The 17,958-nt window shown below is 58.6% G+C and carries 18 protein-coding genes, 1 tRNA gene and 1 pseudogene; 11 read left to right on the forward strand and 9 right to left on the reverse strand.

The features are described 5' to 3' along the window. Positions 1 to 847: 847 nt before the first annotated feature. Positions 848 to 1,033 (reverse strand): hypothetical protein, encoded by a 186-nt coding sequence (locus AC19YQ_RS22115; protein WP_500595959.1) that lies wholly within the window; start codon positions 1,031 to 1,033, stop codon positions 848 to 850. Positions 1,034 to 1,178: 145 nt separating this feature from the next. Then, positions 1,179 to 1,505: a hypothetical protein gene (locus tag AC19YQ_RS22120; protein WP_500595960.1), complete on the reverse strand. Its 327-nt coding sequence runs from the start codon at positions 1,503 to 1,505 to the stop codon at positions 1,179 to 1,181. Between the two features lie 65 nt (positions 1,506 to 1,570). Between AC19YQ_RS22120 and AC19YQ_RS22125 the strand changes: the two genes are divergently transcribed. From AC19YQ_RS22125 to AC19YQ_RS22140, 4 genes and pseudogenes are all read left to right on the forward strand, one after another. Next, positions 1,571 to 2,080, forward strand: coding sequence for a hypothetical protein (locus AC19YQ_RS22125; RefSeq protein ID WP_500595961.1), 510 nt, complete (start codon positions 1,571 to 1,573; stop codon positions 2,078 to 2,080). 66 nt (positions 2,081 to 2,146) lie between these two features. After that, positions 2,147 to 2,594: pseudogene (locus tag AC19YQ_RS22130) on the forward strand (hypothetical protein). 45 nt (positions 2,595 to 2,639) lie between these two features. Continuing rightward, on the forward strand, positions 2,640 to 2,876 hold the full coding sequence (locus AC19YQ_RS22135; protein ID WP_500595962.1) for a DUF4224 domain-containing protein: 237 nt from the start codon (positions 2,640 to 2,642) through the stop codon (positions 2,874 to 2,876). Between the two features lies 1 nt (position 2,877). After that, positions 2,878 to 3,927, forward strand: a complete 1,050-nt coding sequence (locus AC19YQ_RS22140; protein WP_500595963.1) for a tyrosine-type recombinase/integrase — start codon at positions 2,878 to 2,880, stop codon at positions 3,925 to 3,927. Between the two features lie 98 nt (positions 3,928 to 4,025). Here the strand turns inward: AC19YQ_RS22140 and AC19YQ_RS22145 are convergent. Together AC19YQ_RS22145 and AC19YQ_RS22150 are read right to left on the reverse strand one after the other, a co-directional pair. Continuing rightward, positions 4,026 to 4,099 (reverse strand) — tRNA-Cys (locus AC19YQ_RS22145). A gap of 192 nt (positions 4,100 to 4,291) precedes the next feature. Further along, positions 4,292 to 4,855, reverse strand: a complete 564-nt coding sequence (locus AC19YQ_RS22150; protein ID WP_133079383.1) for a helix-turn-helix domain-containing protein — start codon at positions 4,853 to 4,855, stop codon at positions 4,292 to 4,294. 93 nt (positions 4,856 to 4,948) lie between these two features. Here AC19YQ_RS22150 and AC19YQ_RS22155 point away from each other — a divergent pair, with 93 nt between their 5' ends. The 7 genes from AC19YQ_RS22155 (at position 4,949) to AC19YQ_RS22185 (ending at position 12,150) form a co-directional block, all read left to right on the forward strand. Next, entirely contained in the window at positions 4,949 to 5,878 is a 930-nt protein-coding gene (locus AC19YQ_RS22155) for a DMT family transporter (protein ID WP_257622808.1), read from the forward strand. A 178-nt stretch (positions 5,879 to 6,056) separates the two neighbouring features. Then, a complete protein-coding gene (locus AC19YQ_RS22160; protein ID WP_095024535.1) occupies positions 6,057 to 8,999 on the forward strand; it encodes a monovalent cation/H+ antiporter subunit A in 2,943 nt (980 codons plus the stop codon). Then, entirely contained in the window at positions 8,999 to 9,343 is a 345-nt protein-coding gene (locus AC19YQ_RS22165) for a Na+/H+ antiporter subunit C (RefSeq protein ID WP_019829081.1), read from the forward strand. Before AC19YQ_RS22160 ends, AC19YQ_RS22165 begins: the two co-directional genes overlap by 1 nt. Continuing rightward, positions 9,340 to 11,022: a monovalent cation/H+ antiporter subunit D gene (locus tag AC19YQ_RS22170; RefSeq protein ID WP_095024534.1), complete on the forward strand. Its 1,683-nt coding sequence runs from the start codon at positions 9,340 to 9,342 to the stop codon at positions 11,020 to 11,022. The genes AC19YQ_RS22165 and AC19YQ_RS22170 overlap by 4 nt, the downstream gene beginning before the upstream one ends. Beyond that, complete coding sequence (locus tag AC19YQ_RS22175; RefSeq protein WP_095024533.1) at positions 11,019 to 11,507, forward strand: Na+/H+ antiporter subunit E; 489 nt, start codon at positions 11,019 to 11,021, stop codon at positions 11,505 to 11,507. Before AC19YQ_RS22170 ends, AC19YQ_RS22175 begins: the two co-directional genes overlap by 4 nt. Continuing rightward, on the forward strand, positions 11,504 to 11,782 hold the full coding sequence (locus AC19YQ_RS22180; RefSeq protein WP_016780538.1) for a K+/H+ antiporter subunit F: 279 nt from the start codon (positions 11,504 to 11,506) through the stop codon (positions 11,780 to 11,782). Before AC19YQ_RS22175 ends, AC19YQ_RS22180 begins: the two co-directional genes overlap by 4 nt. Continuing rightward, positions 11,779 to 12,150 carry a Na+/H+ antiporter subunit G gene (locus AC19YQ_RS22185; RefSeq protein WP_169917127.1) on the forward strand — a complete coding sequence of 124 codons (372 nt, stop codon included), beginning with the start codon at positions 11,779 to 11,781 and terminating at the stop codon, positions 12,148 to 12,150. The genes AC19YQ_RS22180 and AC19YQ_RS22185 overlap by 4 nt, the downstream gene beginning before the upstream one ends. 93 nt (positions 12,151 to 12,243) lie before the next feature. Here the strand turns inward: AC19YQ_RS22185 and AC19YQ_RS22190 are convergent, their stop codons facing one another. The 5 genes from AC19YQ_RS22190 to AC19YQ_RS22210 form a co-directional block, all read right to left on the reverse strand. Further along, entirely contained in the window at positions 12,244 to 13,734 is a 1,491-nt protein-coding gene (locus tag AC19YQ_RS22190; protein WP_133079386.1) for a DASS family sodium-coupled anion symporter, read from the reverse strand. Positions 13,735 to 13,989: 255 nt separating this feature from the next. Further along, entirely contained in the window at positions 13,990 to 14,769 is a 780-nt protein-coding gene (locus AC19YQ_RS22195) for an energy transducer TonB (protein WP_500595964.1), read from the reverse strand. After that, the gene (tolR, locus tag AC19YQ_RS22200) at positions 14,766 to 15,212 is read right to left on the reverse strand and encodes a protein TolR (protein WP_095024529.1); all 447 of its coding nucleotides are present in this window, start codon (positions 15,210 to 15,212) and stop codon (positions 14,766 to 14,768) included. The genes AC19YQ_RS22195 and tolR overlap by 4 nt, the downstream gene beginning before the upstream one ends. A 14-nt stretch (positions 15,213 to 15,226) precedes the next feature. Further along, a complete protein-coding gene (gene tolQ, locus AC19YQ_RS22205) occupies positions 15,227 to 15,937 on the reverse strand; it encodes a protein TolQ (protein WP_500595965.1) in 711 nt (236 codons plus the stop codon). A gap of 55 nt (positions 15,938 to 15,992) precedes the next feature. Continuing rightward, positions 15,993 to 17,909, reverse strand: a complete 1,917-nt coding sequence (locus AC19YQ_RS22210) for a phytase (protein WP_500595966.1) — start codon at positions 17,907 to 17,909, stop codon at positions 15,993 to 15,995. Between the last annotated feature and the right edge of the window lie 49 nt (positions 17,910 to 17,958).

Raw genomic sequence — 17,958 nt, forward strand, 5'->3', positions numbered from 1 at the left:
GAGATATTAGCCAGTACCTGATGCATCACTACAACTGGATCCGACCTCATCAATTTAACGATGGATTGGCCCCAGCGAAAACGGAAGAAAAACTCAAAACCGTGTCCGGGATGAGTTGACCACTACAATGCGTTGTTATGGAGAATAAAGTATGAGTTCCCTTTCAGACCCTTTTAACTGCATAAAGATAAAAAAATCGGCGGACAGTTTGAGGTCTCCTGGGACTATCAAGGAGCCCCAGGAGGGCTGGCACGTCTTACTCAATGTGAGCGACTAGACGGGTACATTGACGGTTTCATTGATGGATTTCTTGTCGCACTAGAAATCCCCAACGGAAAAATCCACCGATCACTTAGCTCAAAAGGCAAAATTACCGATCTTGAGGAGCATGTAGCGCTGAAACTGGAGAAACTCCTTACTGGACTTTTCCTGCCGCTCATAACCCATGAGCATACAGTTCAAAATATTCAGGCTGCAAAGCATGCAACACGGCAAAGCTACTGCGCTGCTTGAGCGCATGACTACCGGCGATCAAACTACTCAAGCTTGCGCTTCCTAGAAGCGCTTAAACGCCTGTTTTGCCGACGTTTATCGCTCAACTACCACTTGCAGCGCAGCCCACATTCCTTTCCCAGCCATGAGTCCAAACAGATTCGAAGTCGAAGACTTCACCCGACATCGTGTCGACGCAGGGTGCTTGGATGATGAGCAAACTAAAGTCATTATTACCGTCTACACCGATGTATTTAACGTTATCTGCAGAAATAACCTTGTCAACTTTTAGCTGCCTACCCTGTAAGTTTTCAGGCGTTATCCAAGTCAATGTCTCTTCATTGGCTTTGATCGTTCAGAACGGCTCATTACCTCTTGCGACAAACTTTTTACTGGTTTCTTTCGACTCGTTTTTTTGGGGCAAGTCTGCTTTAAGTGCTTGGGATTCAGTTGCACCGCCAACAGGCTGAGGCTGGTTACATGCCGTCAATACCGACATTAAAAAAAAGCCTCCGAGCACCGAAAATATTCTGTAACTCATGGTGATACATTCCTTATATGTGTAGCCATCCAACATAACAAAATACATTCACATTACTAGCCCTGCCAGTTCGCCCTCCCTTCAATTCAAAGTCAGCCGCTAGAGCGGCAAGGACGAAGTCATGCCTGAAAATAAATCGAAGACCCTATGCATCTATCACGGCAACTGCGCTGATGGTTTTGGTGCTGCTTGGGTTGTACGCAAAGCCCTTGGCGCCAATGTCGAGTTTGTGCCTGGCGTCTACGGCCAAGAACCGCCGGATGTAGCTGGCAAAGACGTTGTTCTCGTCGACTTCAGCTACAAGTACGACGTACTGGCGGAGCTGGCATGGAGGGCGAAGAGCATAATCGTGCTCGACCATCACAAAAGCGCTGCAGAAGACCTGGGGCGCTTTGAGCAATTCCACGCAGGCATTGAAGAAGATACTCGTCGCGATGACGGCACTCCATTGCTCGGCTGGAGAACAGCGCACACCATGGCAAACTCCCAAAACGGTCCATCGATCGCCTGCTGTTTCGATATGAACCGAAGTGGGCAATGCTCGCATGGGACCACTACTTCCCCGACCAAGAGCCTCCCCAGCTACTTCGGCACATCGAGGACCGTGACCTTTGGCTGTTCAAGCTTGAAGGCACGCGAGAAATCCAAGCAAACCTGTTCAGTTACCCCTACGACTTTGAGGTGTGGGATCAGTTGATGGCCGCTGACGTTCTCACCCTGGTATCCGATGGAGCCGCAATTGAGCGCAAGCACTACAAGGATGTCGCAGAGCTGGTGGGTGTGACGAAGCGGCGATTGGTGATCGGAGGCATCAACGTGCCGGTTGCATCCCTGCCGTACACATTGACCAGCGACGCCGGTCACTTGATGGCGCAGGGCGAACCATTCGCAGCCTGTTATTGGGATACGCCGACCGGGCGAGTGTTCAGTCTGCGCAGCACTGACGAAGGAATGGACGTTTCGGAAATCGCCAGCCAGTACGGAGGCGGCGGTCACCGCAACGCTTCAGGGTTTCGCGTTCCGTTCGGTCACGAACTAACCATTTAGTCGCTCTTAGGTTTCCACTACCAAAATTCTATAAGCCTGCCAGCGATCGGCGGGCGAGGTATTCCCATGTCTGCAATCCTTCAGCGATTCCATCAGGTAGCGAATGATGCACTCGTAAATATCAGCGCTCACTGCCTGCCCGGCGCCAAGATAGCACTGGTGATCTACACCCCAGGCAAGCCCGAGGAAGACATCATCCTCAAGGATCAGGGGCTCGATGACAACGAAGTAGTCAGTGCCCTGCGCCGACGCGGCCTGAGCATCGACGGCGACAATGCCTACAAGCGCGACCTCTGCGACGCAAGACCGATGTCCGCCACCGGAGGGTCATTGGGCTCAGATGTTTTGGGACATGGGACGGGGCTCAGCTTCAAATACCGAAGAGCTGGTATCGGCGCTGGAATTAGTCACCGACTGCCTAAGCAAGGCGCTCACCAGTGGCGAAGTATCAGCAGCGAAAGCTGGAAGCGCACTCGTGGCCGCCTCAGAGCTTATCAGTAAACAAAAACTCTAATAACTCACCTTCTGCCGCCCAGCGCGGCGGCATGGAGACACCCCCATGGAAACTGAAATCCTCTCAGAAGAAGAGCTGGCCGACCTCACAGGCTACAAACACCGGGGCTACCAGCGCCAATGGCTCAAGTCTCGGAACTGGGTCTTTATCGAAAGTCGCGGTGGCCGCCCTCTAGTTGGCCGGATGTTCGCCCGCATGAAGCTCGGAGTCATGTCGCCAACGCTGGCAACCCAGCCACCACCAGCCCCTGCCTGGACCCCTGACTTTTCCCGAGTAAGTTGAAATGCGCCCTCGCAAAACCGAAAACCAACACCTGCCGCCAAGGATGTATCAGCGCACGCGCCTGCGTAAAAACGGGAAAGTGTGGACGGCTTACTATTACCGCGATGCAACGGGCCATGACATTCCGCTGGGTAAGGATATTAACCAGGCCCGTATGAAGTGGGCCGAACTGGAGTCGAAAGAAAAACCTTTAGGCCTGCTTGTAATGAGAGGGATATTTGATCGATACGCCAGAGACATCATTCCAAAGAAGGCCCCAAGGACGCAAAAAGACAATGCCGCCGAACTTCGCCAACTGAGAGCGGTATTTGATGATGCCCCTATTGATGCGATATCGCCGTCTATGGTCGCCCAATACCGCGATGCCCGATCTGCGAAGACTCGAGCCAATAGAGAACTCGCTTTGCTCTCGCATGTATTCAACATTGCCAGGGAGTGGGGATTAACTCGACAGGAGAATCCGTGCCTTGGTGTTCGCAAGAACAAAGAGAAGCCAAGGGACTATTACGCCAATGACGACGTGTGGGCAGCCGTGTATGGCTGCGCACCACAAGAAGTTCAGGACGCAATGGACTTGGCCTATCTGACAGGGCAACGCCCGGCAGATGTTTTGGCGATGCGCCGCGACGATATGATGGGGGATTTTCTGCTGGTACGCCAAGGCAAGACCGGCAAGCGCCTGCGCATTCACTTGAACACCAGTATCGGCCGCAGCAGTCTCGGGCTGTTGCTTGACCAAATCATGCAGCGCAATGCTTCTCACACCTCGCCTTATTTCATTCTCAGCAAAAGCGGTGCGCGGGTTTCCTGGCAAATGATGCGCAACCGCTGGGACGCCACTCGCTTGCTTGCCGCAGACAGGGCAAGAGCATCGGGATCAGAAGAGGACGCAAAGCGGATCATGCAATTTCAATTTCGAGACATCCGGCCAAAAGCCGCGTCGGAAATTGCAGATATTTCGGAGGCGAGCGCACTTCTCGGGCACTCAAAAGAAGGGATTACGGAGCGGGTTTACAGGCGTGTCGGAGCCATCGCCAAGCCCACAAAGTGAATTAGTTATGGAACACCATGCCCAAAGTAATGGAACACTTCACTTTCCTGCGCCCAATAAAAAACCCCGTAGACCTTGATCTACGGGGCTTTCGAATGTGGAGGCCGAAGCCGGAATCGAACCGGCGTGGGCGGATTTGCAATCCGCTGCATAACCATTTTGCTATTCGGCCAATTGTGCTTGAAGCTTCGCGAGAAACATCAAAAACAAGAGTTTGTTACTGCGACTTGTCGCTACAACCATTTGATTCTTCAGCACTTCAGGTAGTTGCCCCGGGCTGATGGCGCGCATTATGTACTAGAAGGCTGAAGCTGGCAACCCCCTGAATTCTAATAATTTTTAGTTATTTTTCTGCCACGGGTTTTCAGATCACGACATTGCGTACAAACCGCAATGTCCCCTCGCCTTCGTTACGGTAGGCATGGGGTCGGTTGCTGGCGTACATATAGAACTCTCCCGCGCTAAATCGCAGTACCTGTTCGTCCATGACCAGGGTCAAACAACCTTCGAATACGTAGAGCTGCTCGCTCCAGCCTTCGGCATCTGCCTGGGAGTGGTATTCCTCTCCCGGCTCCAGGGTCCATTCCCACAACTCGACTTCGCGGGTGGCGGTGGCTTTGGACAGCAGGACGGCTTTGCTCCCCGCCTTCGCACCCGTCCAGGCCACTTCGTTGATGCGACTCGGGTCAGGTGAGCCCGGGGCCTGGATCAAATCACTGAAGGCTACGTTCAATGCCTCTGCAACTCGGTCAAGGGTGCTCAGGCTGACGTTCTTTTCGCCAGCCTCTATAGCCACCAGCATTCGCCGACTCACACCGGACAGTTCGGCCAAGGTGCTCTGGCTAAGGTGCGCCAGCAATCTAAGGCGCCGTACGTTCTGACTGACGTGCTGCAAAACCGACGCACGTTGTGAATTTTCTTTGGGCACTATATTGCTCACCTTGTGGGACTGCGCAGTATACTGCCCAGCTTTGACGCATTGTGCGTCTCCATTCCTGTAGCACGCAAGGTTGCGACGCCAATGAAATTTACCCGATTGCTGCCTTTGACCTCTCGCTTCAGTAAAGCGGAATGCGTGCTGATTCTGATTACGATGGTGTGGGGCATCACCTTTCTGTTGGTGCAGCATGCACTGACAGCGAGCGGGCCTATGTTTTTTGTGGGGCTGCGCTTTGCCGCGGCGGCCGGCATTGTCGCTCTTTTTTCCATTCGCAGCCTGCGCGGCATTACGCTGTTCGAGCTCAAGGCGGGCATGTTTATCGGTGTCTCGATCATGCTCGGCTACGGCTTGCAAACCATTGGCCTGCAGACCATCCCAAGTAGCCAGTCCGCCTTCATTACCGCGCTTTACGTACCCTTTGTACCGCTGTTGCAGTGGCTGGTGCTGGGACGCAGGCCCGGTTTGATGCCGAGCCTGGGGATCATGCTGGCCTTTACCGGGCTGATGTTGTTGTCCGGCCCAAGCGGCGCGTCCCTGGATTTCAGCCCCGGGGAGATCGCCACACTGATCAGCGCCATTGCCATCGCTGCCGAGATCATTCTGATCAGTGCTTACGCAGGCAAAGTCGATGTTCGCCGGGTAACCGTCGTTCAGCTCAGCACGGCGTCAATTCTGGCGTTTTTGATGATTGTGCCGACACAAGAAGCCATTCCTGACTTTTCATGGCTATTGTTAGCCAGTGCGGTTGGCTTGGGCGCTGCCAGTGCGGCGATTCAGGTCGCGATGAATTGGGCCCAGAAAAGCGTTTCGCCTACCCGCGCCACTCTTATCTATGCAGGTGAACCGGTCTGGGCTGGCATTGCGGGGCGTCTTGCAGGTGAGCGCTTGCCCGGCATTGCGCTGCTTGGCGCGGCATTGATTGTTGCAGCGGTGATCGTGAGTGAGTTAAAAACAAAGGGTAAGAAGCTCGAAGAGCTTGAGCAAAAGCAAGGCGACCAAGCCTGCGATTAAAACTGCAAGCCTAAGACGCAGTACGATTTTTTACTTAGAAGCGCTTACACGAGGAGAGAACTGTAGGAAACCCAACCGGTTATCGACAGACTTTGTAGGATTCAGCCACAGGTTCACTGTTGGTGATCTGCAACTCGCCACGTATGATCGCTTACAAACTCCTGCAGATTAGAAGCCTATGTCCCTGATAGTTCTACTGCTTCTGCCCTTCGTCGGCAGCTGTCTGGCGGCTGTTTTGCCGCACAACGCACGTAACAGTGAATCACTGCTGGCCGGTCTTATTGCTTTGATCGGCACTGTTCAAGTAGCCATGCTCTATCCACAAATCGCCCATGGTGGCGTCATTCGTGAAGAGTTCATGTGGCTGCCCAGTCTCGGCTTGAATTTTGTCCTGCGCCTGGACGGATTCGCCTGGCTGTTCTCGATTCTGGTGCTTGGCATCGGCACGCTGGTGTCGCTGTACGCCCGTTATTACATGTCCCCCGAAGACCCGGTTCCGCGCTTCTTTGCGTTTTTCCTGGCGTTTATGGGGGCCATGCTCGGCCTGGTACTGTCGGGCAATCTGATTCAGATCGTGTTTTTCTGGGAGCTCACCAGCCTCTTTTCATTCTTGCTGATTGGTTATTGGCACCACCGCTCGGATGCCCGACGCGGCGCTTATATGGCGCTGATGGTCACGGGCGCCGGGGGGTTGTGTCTGCTGGCGGGGGTCATGCTGCTTGGCCATGTCGTCGGCAGCTATGATCTGGATGCCGTGCTCGCGGCGGGCGACAAGATCCGCGCCCACAGCCTGTATCCAATCCTGCTACCCCTCATCCTGATCGGCGCCCTGAGCAAGAGTGCGCAATTCCCGTTTCACTTCTGGCTGCCCCATGCGATGGCGGCGCCAACCCCTGTATCGGCTTATCTGCACTCGGCAACGATGGTCAAGGCCGGGGTCTTTCTCCTGGCTCGTCTCTGGCCTTCCCTGTCGGGCAGCGAAGAATGGTTCTGGATTGTCAGCGGCGCCGGTGCCTGCACCCTGGTGCTGGGCGCTTACTGCGCGATGTTTCAAAATGACCTTAAAGGCCTGCTGGCCTATTCGACCATCAGCCACCTGGGGCTGATTACCCTGCTGCTGGGCCTCAACAGCCCGCTGGCCGCCGTGGCTGCGGTGTTTCACATCCTCAACCATGCAACGTTCAAAGCGTCTCTGTTCATGGCTGCCGGGATCATTGACCACGAGAGCGGCACACGGGACATTCGCAAGCTCAGCGGCCTGTTCAAGCTCATGCCCTACACCGCGACCCTGGCCATGGTGGCCAGTGCCTCGATGGCCGGGGTGCCGCTGCTGAACGGGTTCCTGTCCAAAGAAATGTTCTTTGCCGAAACCGTGTTCATCAATTCCACGGCCTGGGTTGAAATAGCCCTGCCAGTCATTGCGACCATCGCCGGCACGTTCAGCGTGGCCTACGCCCTTCGCTTTACCGTGGATGTGTTCTTCGGCCCGCCTGCGACCAACCTGCCACACACCCCGCACGAGCCTCCACGCTGGATGCGCGCCCCGGTCGAGCTGCTGGTGTTCACCTGCCTGATGGTGGGGATTTTCCCGGCACAAACCGTCGGCCCGCTGCTCGCCGCCGCTGCACAGCCGGTCGTGGGCGGCGAGTTACCCGAGTACAGCCTGGCCATCTGGCACGGGCTCAATGCGCCGATGATCATGAGCCTGATCGCCATGTCCGGCGGTATCCTGCTGTATGTGCTGTTGCGCAAACAGCTCAAGCTCGATCGTTTCCCGTACCCGCCGCTGATCAAGTACTTCAATGGCAAACGCTTCTTCGAGCGCAGCCTGGTGGTGATCATGCGCGGCGCGCGCCGGCTTGAACGACGCATCAGCACCCAGCGCCTGCAAACCCAGCTGTTCCTGTTGATTCTGGTTGCCGTTATCGCCGGGCTGATCCCGATGTTCTACAGCGGCCTGAGCTGGGGCGATCGACCGAAAATACCGGGCTCGATTGTCTTTATCACCCTGTGGCTGCTGGCGATTGCCTGCGCACTCGGCGCCGCCTGGCAAGCCAAGTACCACCGTCTTGCAGCCCTGACGATGGTCAGCGTGTGCGGCCTGATGACCTGCGTCACCTTTGTATGGTTCTCGGCGCCGGACCTGGCCTTGACCCAACTGGTGGTCGAAGTCGTGACCACCGTGCTGATCCTGCTTGGCCTGCGCTGGCTGCCACGGCGTATCGAAGAGGTCTCGCCACTGCCGGGTACTTTGCGCAAGGCGCAGATCCGTCGTTTGCGCGACTTGCTGCTCTCCACGGCAGTGGGTGGCGGCATGGCGTTGCTGTCTTACGCGATGCTGACACGCCAGACCCCCAACGACATTTCTTCGTTCTACCTCAGCCGGGCATTGCCGGAAGGCGGCGGCAGCAATGTGGTGAATGTGATGCTGGTGGATTTCCGGGGCTTCGACACCCTGGGTGAAATCACTGTTCTGGCCGCCGTTGCGCTGACCGTGTTTGCCCTGCTGCGTCGCTTCCGCCCCTCCAAGGAAAGCATGCAGCTACCTGCCCAGCAGCGACTACTGGCCAAGGACGTGATGACTGACCTGGTCAACCCGCGTAGCGCCAGCGATACCGCATTGGGCTTTATGATGGTGCCGGCCGTGCTGGTGCGCTTGCTGCTGCCGATTGCCTTTGTGGTGTCCATGTACCTGTTCATGCGCGGTCATAACCAGCCGGGCGGCGGCTTCGTCGCAGGTCTGGTGATGTCGGTGGCGTTTATCCTGCAATACATGGTTGCCGGCACACAGTGGGTCGAGGCACAGATGAGCCTGCGGCCGTTGCGCTGGATGGGCACCGGGCTGTTGTTTGCAACATTGACCGGGCTGGGCGCAATTCCCTTGGGCTACCCGTTCCTGACCACCCACACCTTCCATTTCAGCGTGCCGCTGTTGGGCGATATCCATGTGGCCAGCGCCCTGTTCTTCGATATCGGCGTGTATGCGGTCGTCGTCGGCGCAACCCTGCTGATCCTCACGGCACTGGCTCACCAGTCCGTACGGGCCCATCGCCCGAGCAATCAGCTTGCCCCGCTGCCTGCCCTTCAATCCGCGCTTGCCACCAAAGAAGGAGCCGCCTGATGGAAGAAGTCATCGCCATTGCTATCGGAGTATTGGCCGCATCGGGCACCTGGCTGGTTCTGCGTCCGCGAACCTTCCAGGTGGTCATGGGCCTGTGCCTGCTGTCCTACGGTGTCAACCTGTTCATCTTCAGCATGGGCAGCCTGTTTATCGGCAAGGAGCCGGTGATCAAGAACGGCGTCCCTCAGGACTTGCTCAACTACACAGACCCATTGCCCCAGGCTCTGGTGCTGACCGCTATCGTCATCAGTTTCGCCATGACCGCGCTGTTTCTGGTGGTCTTGCTGGCCTCTCGGGGCCTAACCGGTACCGACCACGTAGATGGCCGGGAGCCTAAAGAATGAATTTGATGCCGCACCTGATCGTCGCCCCCATTTTGCTGCCACTGCTCACCGCAGCCTGCATGCTGATGCTGGGCGAGAAACACCGACCGCTCAAGGCACGGATCAATCTGATCTCGACCCTGCTCGGCCTGGGCATCTCCGTGATGTTGTTGCTTTGGACCCGCCAGCAAGCCATTCCAGCTTCGATTGGCGTTTACCTGCCCAGCAACTGGGAAGTGCCCTTCGGGATAGCCCTGGTGGTTGATCACTTGAGCGCCTTGATGCTGGTGCTGACCGGCATCATCGCCATCAGCGCCCTGCTGTTCGCCATGGCCCGCTGGGACCGCGCAGGAGCCAGTTTCCACGCGCTGTTCCAGATCCAGCTGATGGGCCTGTACGGGGCCTTCCTGACCGCCGACCTGTTCAACCTGTTCGTATTTTTCGAAGTGCTGCTGGCCGCTTCGTACGGCTTGATGCTCCACGGCTCGGGCAAAACCCGGGTGTCTGCGGGGCTGCATTACATCTCGATCAACTTGCTGGCTTCTTCCCTGTTCCTGATCGGCGCGGCCTTGATCTATGGCGTCACCGGCACGTTGAACATGGCCGATCTGGCGCTGAAGATTCCCCTGGTGCCTGAAGCGGATCGCGGATTGCTGCATGCGGGCGCTGCCATTCTGGCTGTGGCCTTTTTGGCCAAGGCGGGCATGTGGCCGCTGAATTTCTGGCTGGTGCCTGCTTATTCCTCGGCCAGTGCGCCGGTGGCAGCCCTGTTCGCAATCATGACCAAAGTCGGGATCTACACCGTATTGCGCTTGTGGACCCTGCTGTTTTCCGGGCAGGCCGGAGCCTCGGCGTACTTTGCAGGCGACTGGCTGATCTACGGCGGCATGGCGACCATTGTCTGCGCAGCCATTGCCATCCTCGCCGCCCAGCGACTGGAGCGCATGGCCAGCCTGAGCATCCTGGTTTCTGCCGGTATCCTGTTGTCGGCCGTGGGTTTCGCCCAGCCCAACCTGACCGCCGCCGCGTTGTTCTATCTGATCAGCTCCACCCTGGCCCTGAGTGCGCTGTTCCTGCTGGCCGAGCTGATCGAGCGTTCGCGCTCCTCGGCCGATCTGGTCCTCGAAGACGATGCCGAACCACAACCGAGCCTGACCGCCACCCCGCCGCCGCGCGGCAGTAACCTGGACGATGAGCAAAAAGTCGTTGTCGGCCAGATCATCCCCTGGACCATGGCCTTCTTGGGGCTGAGTTTCATTGCCTGCGCCCTGCTGATTATCGGCATGCCGCCGCTGTCCGGGTTTATCGGCAAACTCGGCTTGCTCAACGCCCTGCTCAACCCCCTGGGCCTGGGCAACTCATCGGATGCGCCCATTTCGACGGCGGCCTGGAGCCTGCTGGCGTTGTTGATTCTCTCGGGGCTGGCGTCATTGATTGCCTTTTCGCGCATGGGTATCCAGCGCTTCTGGACGCCCCTTGAGCGTGAGTCACCGATACTGCGCCGCATCGAGTGCCTGCCCATCGTGTTGCTGCTCGGGCTGTGTGTTGTGCTGACGTTCAAGGCCGAGCCGGTCATGCGTTATACCCAGGCCGCCGCCGACACCCTGAACAACCCGGAGCGTTACGTGATGGCCGTGATCGGCACCCGTCCGGTGCCAAGCCCGCAAGCCAAGGCGGCAGCACAGGAGGTACAACCATGAAGCGTCTGTTCCCTGCTCCCTGGCTGTCCCTGGCGCTGTTGGCGCTGTGGCTGCTGCTCAACCTGTCCCTGAGTGCTGGCAATCTGCTGCTGGGGGCCGCGCTGGCCATTCTGGCGCCACTGATGTTCGCGCCGTTGCGACCGTTGCCTGTGCGCATTCGTCACCCACGGGTGATCATCAAGCTGTTCTTTCTGGTGGGCCGCGATGTGGTGCTGTCCAACATTGCCGTGGCCTGGGGCGTACTGCGGGCTGGCAAACAACCGCCACGCTCGCGGTTTGTGAAAATCCCTCTGGATCTGCGTGATGCCAACGGCCTGGCGGCCTTGTCGATGATCACCACCGTAGTGCCCGGCACCATCTGGTCGGAACTGGCGCTGGATCGCAGCGTGCTGTTGCTGCACGTGTTCGACCTGGAGGACGAAGCGCAGTTTATCGAGCACTTCAAGACGGCCTACGAACGCCCATTGATGGAGATCTTTGAATGAGTGCCCTGCTCTCCAATGCCATCCTGCTCAGCCTGTTTATCTTCAGCCTGGCAATGGTCCTGACCGTGATCCGCCTGTTCAAGGGCCCGTCGGCCCAGGACCGGGTTCTGGCACTGGACTACCTGTACATCCTGGCCATGTTGATGATGCTGGTGCTGGGCATCCGTTATGCCAGTGACACTTACTTTGAAGGCGCGCTGCTGATTGCCCTGTTTGGCTTTGTCGGCTCTTTTGCGCTGGCCAAATTCCTGCTGCGTGGCGAGGTGATCGAATGAATAGCGTCAGCGAGTTGTCGCTCTGGATCGAAATACCGGTGGCCCTGCTGCTGGTACTCAGCAGTCTGTTTGCCTTGTGCGGGGCCATCGGGCTGCTGCGCCTCAAGGAGTTTTTCCAGCGCATGCACCCACCCGCTCTGGCTTCGACCATTGGCGCATGGGGTGTTGCACTGGCATCGATCCTGTACTTCTCCGCACTTAAATCGACCCCGGTCTTGCATGCCTGGCTGATGCCGATCCTGCTGTCCATCACGGTTCCGGTGACCACCCTGCTTCTGGCCCGGACCTCGTTGTTCCGCAAACGCATGGCGGGTGAAGACGTACCGGCTGAAGTCAGCAGCGGCGGGCGCAGCGAAAGCGGCAGCTGATCTTGTGGGAGCGGGCTTGCTCGCGATTCAGGCGACGCGATTCGTCAGCTGAACCGCGTTGATCCCATCGCGAGCAAGCCCGCTCCCACACACTTACATCCAGCCCAACCAGCTCCAGTACGTTGCGGCAAACAGCAGCATCAGCAAGTACCCCACCGCCGTCACTATCAAACCGACCTTGGCAAACTGCTTGGCCGTGAAGGTCTGGGTGCCCAGGCACACCATGTTTTGCGGCGCGTTGATCGGCAGGATAAACCCGTAGCTGACCACAAAGCCCAGCAACATGGTCATGCCCAGGCGGTTGAATTCACCCGGTAAGGTTTGCAGCACGGCGATCAAGATCGGCAATAGCGCCGAGGTCAACGCTGTAGCACTGGCAAACCCCAGGTGAATGAGGATCAGGAAAGCCCCCAAGATTGCAAAAATCCCCACCGGACCGACCTGATCCAGACCGGTGTTCGCCACCACCTGCGTGCCCAGCCATTGCCCGGCCTGGGTGGTCAGCAGCGCGGTCCCCAGGCTGATCCCGACCCCGAATACGATCACAGTGCCCCACGGAATACGTGACTGCACATCCTTCCAGGTCATGACACCAAATCGCGGCAACAGCAAAAACACCAGGCCGGCGTAGGTGGTCGACGTAGTATCAAAACTGTGCAGTTTGCCCTCGGTGGCCCAGGCCAGCAGCAATGCAATCGAGACCCCCATCAGGCGCTTTTGCGGCCCGGTCATTGGGCCCAGCTCTGCCAGTGATTGTTCGACCGCCTCCTTGCCGCCGGGAATGCTGTCGCTTTCCGGTGGCAGCAGTTTAAGCACCACAAACAGCAACACTGCCGACATGATGATGGCCCACGGCGCACCGGCGATCAGCCAGTCGAGCCAGTTCACCCGGGCGCCCAGCATTTTGTCCATAAACCCCACGGTCAGCAGGTTTTGCGCGGCGGCCGTTTGAATCCCCACGTTCCAGATACTGGTGCCCTGGGCCACGACAATCATGATCCCGGCCGCAATGTTGGAGCGCTTGTCCACACCAAACGCCAGGATCACCCCCATCATGATCGGTACCACGCATGCACTGCGGGCCGTGGCGCTGGGCACCACCAGGCTGAGCAGAATGGTGACCGCAATCGCGCCCAACAGAATGCGCCGGGTGCTGGTGCCGATGCGCGACAGCGTCACCAGGGCAATGCGCCGGTCCAGGCCGGTATGGGTCATGGCTGCGGCGATAAACAACGCGCCCGCTACCAACGCCAGGGCGGCATTGGAAAAACCGGTCAGGGCCATGGTGATACCGGCCGATGTGCCGTAGAGCTTTGAGGGGTCTGCCAGGGTGGGCGCCATGCCGATCAAAAACGCCATCAAGGACGTGATCATGATGGCGCTGGCTTCGTACGACACCGCTTCGGTGATCCACACCACCACGGCAAACGCCAGAATCGCCAGCATGCGATGGCCGGCCACCGGCAAGTCGGCGGGCAATGGCAGCAGCAAAATGCCGATCATCACCAGGACCGCAATCACCAGGCCTATGGGCAGTTTGGCTTTTGCCGTAGCAGGCGTGGGGGTGGTTGCAGGTGCATTCATGGCCAGTTCCTTGTGCTGGAAAACCCGTGGAGCATAGGCCAGGAACAAGCGATGGGCCTTGATGCCTGTCAAGGCCCAGGGTAGGTAACCTTGTAGCAGCTGCCGAAGGAACGAGGCTGCGTCCGATTGCGAAGCAATCGCAAACCCGAAACATCAGGTCTGCCTGACACAAGGATGAGTCCGACTTTACGACGGCTTCGCCGCCGGACGCAGCCTCGTTCCTTCGGCAGCTGCTACGAATACTTCCTGCACACGTTACTGGATCTTGTAGTGAAAGGTATTGCGCACCCCCGGTACGGTCACGGCCTGACCATCAATCAACCGCGGTTGATAACGGAATGTCGCCGCCGCCACCAGTGACGGTCGGATAAACGCGGGATGGCAGTTGCCCACCACTTTGGGGTTGTCGACCTTGCCTTGCGGGGTCACCGAATACTCGACCGTGCAATCACCCTCAATGCCCTTGTCCAGTGCCCGCTGCGGGTAATCCGGGGCTTGCTTGCTGATGGGCAGGTATTGGCGCACATCCGATGCCGCTGCCGCCTGTTGCGCTCGCCTGGCGTTATCTGCTGCCACACGGGCCTGCTGCTCCGACGCTTCGGCCAGCGCTCGCTGGCGCTGAACCTCAACCTGCGCGGCTTTTTGTTGTTCCACTTGCGCCTGTTTCTGCTCCTCCACACGTTTGCGCGCAAGCGCCGCCTGTTCCAGTTTGCGCGCCTGTAACTGCGGGTCCACTTTAGGCTTTACCACCTCGGGTTTTGCCTCAACCACCGGCGCAGGGGCTACCACCGGCAGCGGCTCGGGCGCAGGTGGTGCCGCAGGCATTTCGGCGGGCAGCATCACCAGCCGGGTTTTCAGGGTCGACGGGGCGGGTTCCGGCAATGATTGCTCCATGCTCCAGCCCAGCACCAGAAAAGCCACCACGGCGCTGTGCAGGGCAACACTCACCACCACGGCCTGGCTGTTGTGCCACAGCCGGGTCCAGGGCAACGGCGGAGCGGGCGCCAGCGCGCCATGCATCAACGCGGCACTCATTGCGGCGCCTCGGTCACCAGCCCCAGGTTGCTCACGCCACCTTGCTGCAGGGCCGCCATCGCCTTGACCACGCTGCCGTAACCCGCTTCGTTGTCGGCACGGATATACACCTGGGTGTCGCTGTTTTGCGCCACCACCTGACCGATCTTGGCTTGCAGCTCTTCAAGACTGACGGCACTGTCGGTCTGGTTTTTGGTGTCCAGTTCACTGCCCAGATTCCAGTAGTAACCGCCCTCGGCCTTGACTGACAGCGTGAGGATTTTTTGCTGGCTGTCATTGACCAGGGCTTCGCTGGCGACTTTGGGCAGTTCGATTTTTACCCCCTGGGTCAACATGGGCGCGGTCACCATAAAAATCACCAGCAGCACCAGCATCACATCGATGTAAGGCACCACGTTCATTTCGGCCTTGGGCCCGTGTTTGCGCTGTGGTCGAGCAAGCATGTTCAAACTCCCTTTCAAGCGACGGCGGACATGTTCCGCGAACCGGCATGCAAGCTGCGGTACAAGCGCATCTGCACTTCGTTGCCCAGGCTGTAATAACGGGTCAGCAGGGTCTGGCCACGGGCCGAGAAGCGGTTATAGGCAATCACCGCCGGAATGGCTGCAAACAGGCCGATGGCCGTGGCGATCAGGGCTTCGGCAATGCCGGGGGCCACGGTGGACAACGTCGCCTGTTGCACCTGCGACAGGCCGATAAAGGAATTCATGATCCCCCACACGGTGCCAAACAGCCCGATGTAGGGGCTCACCGAGCCAACGGTCGCCAAAAACTGCAGGCCTTTTTCCAGGCGGATTTCCTGCTCGCTGATGGCCACATACAACGCACGCTCAACCCCTTGCATCACCCCTTCGGCATCCACGGCGGGCTGCTGCCTGAGTTGGGCGTACTCCGTGTAAGCGGCGACAAATACCTGCTCGGCGCCCGCATCTTCATGGCTGACATCGCGGCTTTCGCGGTACAGCGCATTCAGCTCACCCTGAGCCCTTAGCCGTTGCGCAAAGCTGTCCATGTCGCGCTCGCTGCGACGCAAAATGGCGCTACGCCGCACAATCAGAAACCAGCTCAACAGCGAGGCCAGCAAGAGGGTCAGCATTACACCTTTGACCAGCAGACTCGCGTCGCTGATCAGGCCCCAGATCGTCATGTGTTCCATGGTTGCGTGCATGTTGTTACTCCATTGATCCGCGATTGAAGGATTGAAAAGCATTCAGATGACCGGGTTATGGCAAGTGCAACGCATTGGCCACATCGCTCCAGGGGATGTACTTGAAGTTCTGGGCTTGCTCGGGCATGCGTTTGCGGCCGTCCTGCACCACCAGCATGCCTTTGCTCCAGGGGCCTCCGAGGTTGGCGGACGTCACATCCAGGCCATCGGTTTCCGACGCGCCATCGATGCCCGCTACAGCATTCACCCCAACCCGAAAGGCGCCACGCAGGGCGTAAGGCGGCTCGGCATCCACCACCACATAGCTGTCGTTGCCCTGGCTGGAGATCACCAGGTAGTTGTCTTTTTCGGTCTGATACAGGCCCATCCCCTCGATGTCGTCATGCACCTGCTCACCCACCCTGATCACGCTGGTGAGCGTTGCCGGCTGATCGGGACGGGCATCCACCGCCCACACCGCCACATCTTCTTCACCGAGGAACAGCCGTTGATTACGGTCGTCCGCCACGCAACCTTCGGGCTGGGTTTGCACCTTGAACTGGCGCACCAGTTCGCCCTCGACCGTGTTGCCTCTGGCGACCAGACGGTGCTGCACAAAGGTGCCGTCCTTGTCGTTGGCAAAGCTGTAGATTTCCCCCGAGGGCGCCTTGAACAGGCACAGGCCGTAGATGTCCGAAACCGGCGTAGCGATCTCGCCCGCCTCCTGCAAGGTGCCAGTGGCGCGGTCGATGCTGAACACGCTCAGGCTGTTGTGATCGCGATTGGTCGCCACGGCCAGATCCACGGTGCGCCCGCCCAGCTCGAAGCCCGGGCGCACATCGACGTTATTCAGCCGCCCGACCGGCAGATGCTGCACACGCTTGCCCTGCAGGTCGTACACCTCAAGGCCCTGCTGCTTATTGGTGCCCAGCACACGGCTGAGGGCCGGTGTTTGCGGGTGAACCCAGATCGCCGGGTCATCCGCCGCATCGCCCTGACTCATCACCACCTCGGTTTGCACCGCAGATTTTACGCTGACCAGCACAGGGGGCCGGCTGGCCGGTGTGGCTTTCCAGGCCAGTGCGCCTTCGTACAATTTGCTGCTGGCGCCGTCCTGCACCAGCAGTTGCAGACCCTGGGGCGTCTGGCGCAGGGCCAGGTGTTCAGGCTCAATCATCCCGTTCAGCGCCAGGCTGGCTACAGGCGACCAGCGTTTGCCCTGCTGCTGATACAGATTCAACTGCGCCGCTTGCGGGTCAAGACCGAGCATCCCGCCCGGTACCAGCGCCATGGCCCCTGCACTTTTCTTCACATTGCCGAAGGGCTCGACCATCGCCACGGGTACGCGCTCAACATCGGCTTCTGCGTGCGCCGGGTAAGCCCACCAGCCGACATTTTCTTCGTTGACGAACAGGTTCTGCGCGCCATCGTCCACCTGACAAAACTTCGCCTGTGGCGGCAACGGCAGGCTGCGCACCAGCCTTGGCGCGGGCAAGCGCTGGCTGTCGGCAGCTACCAGCCACTGCTCGCCCTTGCCTTCTTCGCCCACGGTGAACAGGTAGATATTGCGTGCGTCATCCTGGTACAGGCACACCCCTTCAACCCCATAGTCACGGGCGGGCAAGTACGTCGGGGGTTGCCATTGATGGCTCTTGGGGTCGAGGCTGAACAGCGCCACTTGCTGCCTGTCCTTGTCGTGACTGGCTACCAGGACCTGATCCCCCAGTGCACGGCTGTCCAGCCCGGCAAAAGCCCCCGGTACCCGGCTCAGGGTTTTGCCCTGTTTGTCGAGCAGCAACACACCCTCACGCTTGCTGACGGCCAGGCGTTCGTCCCCGGTGCCATTCGGCAAGTAACTCAGGGCCTGGGCCTTGCTGGTGGACCATTGCTGCAATGCCGGGGCGGCCACTTCGGTAGCCGCCTGCACGCTGCCTGCGCCCAGGCACACCAGCAATGGCAGTAGTCGGGGTGTGCGTTTGAATACATGGGTCATGGGTCATGCAATCCATAAGAAAATGGGGTTAAAGCCTGGTCTGCCCAGC

It is taken from the genome of Pseudomonas sp. MF06569, assembly GCF_059862735.1.